The following is a 3,917-nucleotide window of genomic DNA, read 5'->3' on the forward strand; positions in this document are numbered from 1 at the left end:
CGATATGGTTGGCTCACGCCGTTTCCAGCCCGCGTTCCAAGTCAGCGTCTGGAACGGTCTCATCAAATACCATCGACCAATCTCTCGGGCCTCCTGTCGATTTCGCCACCAGTTTCTTCAATTTCGCCGTAGCTGAATCGAAGCGCGATTCCAGCGCCTCGAAAGGCGGTTCGCGACGCCGAGAGCTTTGAGAGGCGACAGCCGTATTGCCTTTCACAATGGACTTATTGCTGTCGTTTTCCTTCGATGGGTCAAATGACCCAACCGTAGGCGGCAAATGGGAGAGAATTTCATGCTCCTCGCCCGAACTGGCGTAGCTCCCAGTGGTCGCTGGCACGGCCCTCGGTGGGAAGAATTCCATCGCCGGCACCGAGGGGACGTGGTTGCGTGAGAAAGCCTCCCGCTCGCGAAACGGCTTCGTGGCGAAGAAGCGCAGCTTGTCAGCGAGGATTGGGCTCTGTCCTTCGACCAATACGAGCATTTTTTCAGGCGGAAGCTGGCGGATTTCCTGCGGCATCATCAGATCGCGTTCCCTCAGTTGCTCCACCTTGGTGCGGCGATGCAACCCCATCAGTTCGATCGTCCGAGATTCTGTCTTATACCGGACGGTGCGCCGGCCAAGGCTTTTTGAGACCGACTCGGCGGTCGCCTGGTCGTTCGCGCCGAGGACGAGCTGATAGCCACAGTTTCCCATCAAGGATTGCCGTGCGGTTTCGCCATAGATCTCGTCGAGGTTTTTCAGATCCTGGACGATGAAGGCCATCTTGACGTTGTAGCCGGCGACATAGGGCAGCTTGCTGGTGATCTCGCTGAGTTTCTTCAGCTGCCGGAACTCATCCAGAAGAAAATAAACCGATAACGACCGGCGATCATGCTCGAGCAGAAGCGTGTCGAGCGTCTGCTGGACGAACAGCGCCAGCAGCGGCTTCAGCAGCGTGATGTCGGTAATGTTCGGCGCCAGATAAATCGAGATCGGCCTGTATTTCAGCGAGCGCAGATCCATGTCGGTGGCCGACGTCGCCGCGACCACGCGCTCGTTGCGGAAAGGCCGCAGTGCCTTCTGAATGTCCAGCAGCGCGGAGGCCGCGGCGCGCTCTGAAAGCGCGATGTAGGCGTTGAAGCTCTCGACGGTGAAGCGCGACAGGCCAGGCTCCTTCTCCTTGATGAATTCCATCAGCGCCTGCAGGTTGACGCCGCTATTGAAGAAGGCTGTGACCTCGCCGAGATTGCGACGGCCGCGGTAGAAGACACTCTCATTGATGTAGCTGATCGCGCCGGCCATGACCTGCTGTGCCGTCGCCTGCCAGATCGAATTCTCCGAATCCACGCTTTCGGGAACCAGAATGCCGGCGATGTTCTGGATATCGGTCGTGCGATCGCCGCGATCGGGCCGGATAAAATCCAGCGGATTGTAGCGATGCGTCCGGTCCGATCCCGGCGCGAAAAGAAAGACCTGGTTGCCTTTCGATTTGCGATAGCCGGCGGTCGACCGGAAGATCTCGCCCTTGAGGTCGGTAACGATCATTGAGCCTTCATGCGCGAGCGCGTTCGGAATGACGTAGCAAGCCCCCTTACCTGAGCGTGTCGGTCCGATGACCAGATGATGACGCTCGTCATCGACGCGCAGGATCTGGCGGCCGAAACGCCCGAGAATGTGCCCCTTGCGTCGAAACCATTTGCCGCGGCGAAGTGACATGGCGTTCTGGAAGTGTGCGTCGCCAAGCGGATTGGATACGGGCCGCAGACCGACATAGGCGACAATGCCGGCGACGAGGAACGCGGGGACCGCCGCCCCGAAACAGACCCGCCGCAGCACAGGATTGCCGGCGTAGAGCGCGAGCTGCTGGAGAGGCGCCCACGGGTTTGTGGTGATCGTTGCCTGAATGATGCGGCCGTCACCGTAGAGAAGCTTCAGCGCCAGGCCATAGCCAAGCAGCCAGGTGGCGAAGGCAATCGCCAGACAGAACGCGACGTAGACGAGCCGTAGGGAGCCGGTCATGATCATTCCCCACGCGCGAAGAAGATCTCGGAAACGCCGCGACGGCCGCCGTCGCGGCGAAGCTGAATGACGATCGGGATGACGCTGCGGATGTAGGAGATCAGGTCTGCCTTCGGGTAAGCGGCGGAGAGACCTGATTGCATGACCATCATTGCCAACTGCTCATAGGCGCCGAGCGGAGTGTCAGCATGGACCGTCGTCATCGAGCCGGGGTGCCCGGTGTTAATGGCGCGCAGGAACGAGAAAGCCTCCGATCCCCTCACCTCGCCGACAAACAGCCGATCAGGCCGCATGCGAAGCGAGGCCTCGAGCAGACTCTGAATTGTCACGCTGGCGGTGCCCTGGTCGCCTTTGGAAGCCAGGAGATGGACCGCATTCGGCTGCGGCGGAAACAGCTCCCGCGTGTCCTCGAGCGTAATGATGCGTTCACGCTCGTCGACCGATTTGAGGCAGGCGTTGAGGAATGTCGTCTTGCCACTCGAGGTGCCGCCACTGACGAGGATCGAAACACGATTGACAATCGCCGACCGAATGAAGCCATAGATATCCTCCTTGCGCAGGAGCTCGATCAGTTCGCGGTCGACATCATTCACACCACCGACGGCGACAGATACCCGTTCGAATGCGCCCCTATCGCGATAGTCATCGAGGCTGAAGTCGCTGACGACCTGCTTGCGCAGCGAGACGGCGCCGCCCTCAGGCGCCGCAGGCGGCAAAACGACCTGGATGCGCTCGCCAGTCGGCAAGGCGGCACTCAGGACCGGGCTCGCTGGACTGATGAACTGGTTCGTCGACGCCGCCACACGCTCGCCGATGTTGACGATCTCTGCTGTCGTCAGTTCCGGCAAAGAAAAGAATGCCATATGCTCGTCGCCCAGCCGCTCGACATAGACGTGGCCCGGGCGGTTGATCGAGATTTCGACGACACGGGGATCATCGAGGAACGGCTTGAGCGGCTCCAGCGCGCGGTAGAGAAAATAGTGGCGATCGTTGCGGCCGAACTCAGTTGAGACCACGTTCATGACGGATCTCCTTGAGCGCCTCGGATACCGGGTCATCATAGAGCGCGGAAAAGTCGAGGTCTTGGCGGGCGAAGACGAAAATGCGTTCGCCCTGGGCCACGCTGATGGTCGGCGGAATCTTGAGGCTGTCGCCGAGGGCCTGGTTGGCCATGTCGGAGAATGTCTGGGCGAGTGTGGTGCGCGCGATATCCTCCGCGCGCTGACTGCCGTCGCTGTTGTTGGTCGCGGACTGGCTGCCGTAGCCGGTCAGGTAGCTGGCGCCGCCACCGACGATGGACAGCAGGATCGCGGCGCCAAAGCGTTCCCGGAACTTGTTGTCGACCTGACCGGTCAGGCCGGAACGGCCAAGACTGTCGGCGCCAATGGAATCGAGACGGACGCTGACGCCATCGTCGCGCAGCATCCTTGTCCAGATCACGAAAATGCGCTTTTGGCCGCGCACGATGTCGGACTGATATTCGCCGATGAGGCGCGTGCCTGTCGGAATGAGCACGCGCCGGCCATCGAAGGAATAGACGTCCTGCGAAACGATGGCGCGGATCTGGCCGGGCAGGTCGCTGACGATTGCCGTCTCCAGGATGCCGGGAATCAACGTTCCTTCCGGCACCAGCGCATCGATGCGATCGATCTTCCTTGCCTTCGCCGTGCGATCGGCGAGGTTGATCGCGGCCGCGAGATACTTGCTGTTTCGGTCCTCGCCGGCGACGGTAGCGCCCTGCCCTTCCCCAGCGGCCGATCCAAGCTGCTCGCCGGTCGAGGCCTTGTTGTCGAAGACCACCATGTTCGAACGATAGCGCTTCGGGAATTCGTCTGCCGGTGGCGCTGCCGCTATGTCGGGTTCGGGCGCTGCCGCAGGCGGTGGTGGAGGAGGCACCTTGAACTCCGTTGTGTCGGGC

The 3,917-nt window shown here is 61.1% G+C and carries 3 protein-coding genes; all 3 read right to left on the bottom strand.

What is annotated here, in order from left to right; all coding sequences use genetic code 11:
- Positions 1–13: 13 nt before the first annotated feature.
- Positions 14–1,999, bottom strand: coding sequence for a type IV secretory system conjugative DNA transfer family protein (locus EN742_RS27190; RefSeq protein WP_128333484.1), 1,986 nt, complete (start codon positions 1,997–1,999; stop codon positions 14–16).
- A gap of 2 nt (positions 2,000–2,001) precedes the next feature.
- Positions 2,002–3,021 (bottom strand): P-type DNA transfer ATPase VirB11, encoded by a 1,020-nt coding sequence (gene virB11, locus EN742_RS27195; RefSeq protein WP_128333485.1) that lies wholly within the window; start codon positions 3,019–3,021, stop codon positions 2,002–2,004.
- Positions 3,002–3,917, bottom strand: a 916-nt coding sequence (gene virB10 / locus EN742_RS27200; protein WP_148670288.1) for a type IV secretion system protein VirB10, incomplete at its 5' end; no start/stop codon positions are given. The genes virB10 and virB11, both read right to left, overlap by 20 nt.

Source organism: Mesorhizobium sp. M4A.F.Ca.ET.020.02.1.1, from assembly GCF_004022645.1.
In the GTDB taxonomy this organism is placed as follows: Bacteria; Pseudomonadota; Alphaproteobacteria; order Rhizobiales; family Rhizobiaceae; genus Mesorhizobium.

Excerpts from the sequence above, each read along its gene's own strand:
- EN742_RS27190 (WP_128333484.1), bottom strand. The coding sequence starts at position 1,999 with ATGACCGGCTCCCTACGGCTCGTCTACGTCGCGTTCTGTCTGGCGATT.
- virB11 (WP_128333485.1), bottom strand. The coding sequence starts at position 3,021 with ATGAACGTGGTCTCAACTGAGTTCGGCCGCAACGATCGCCACTATTTT.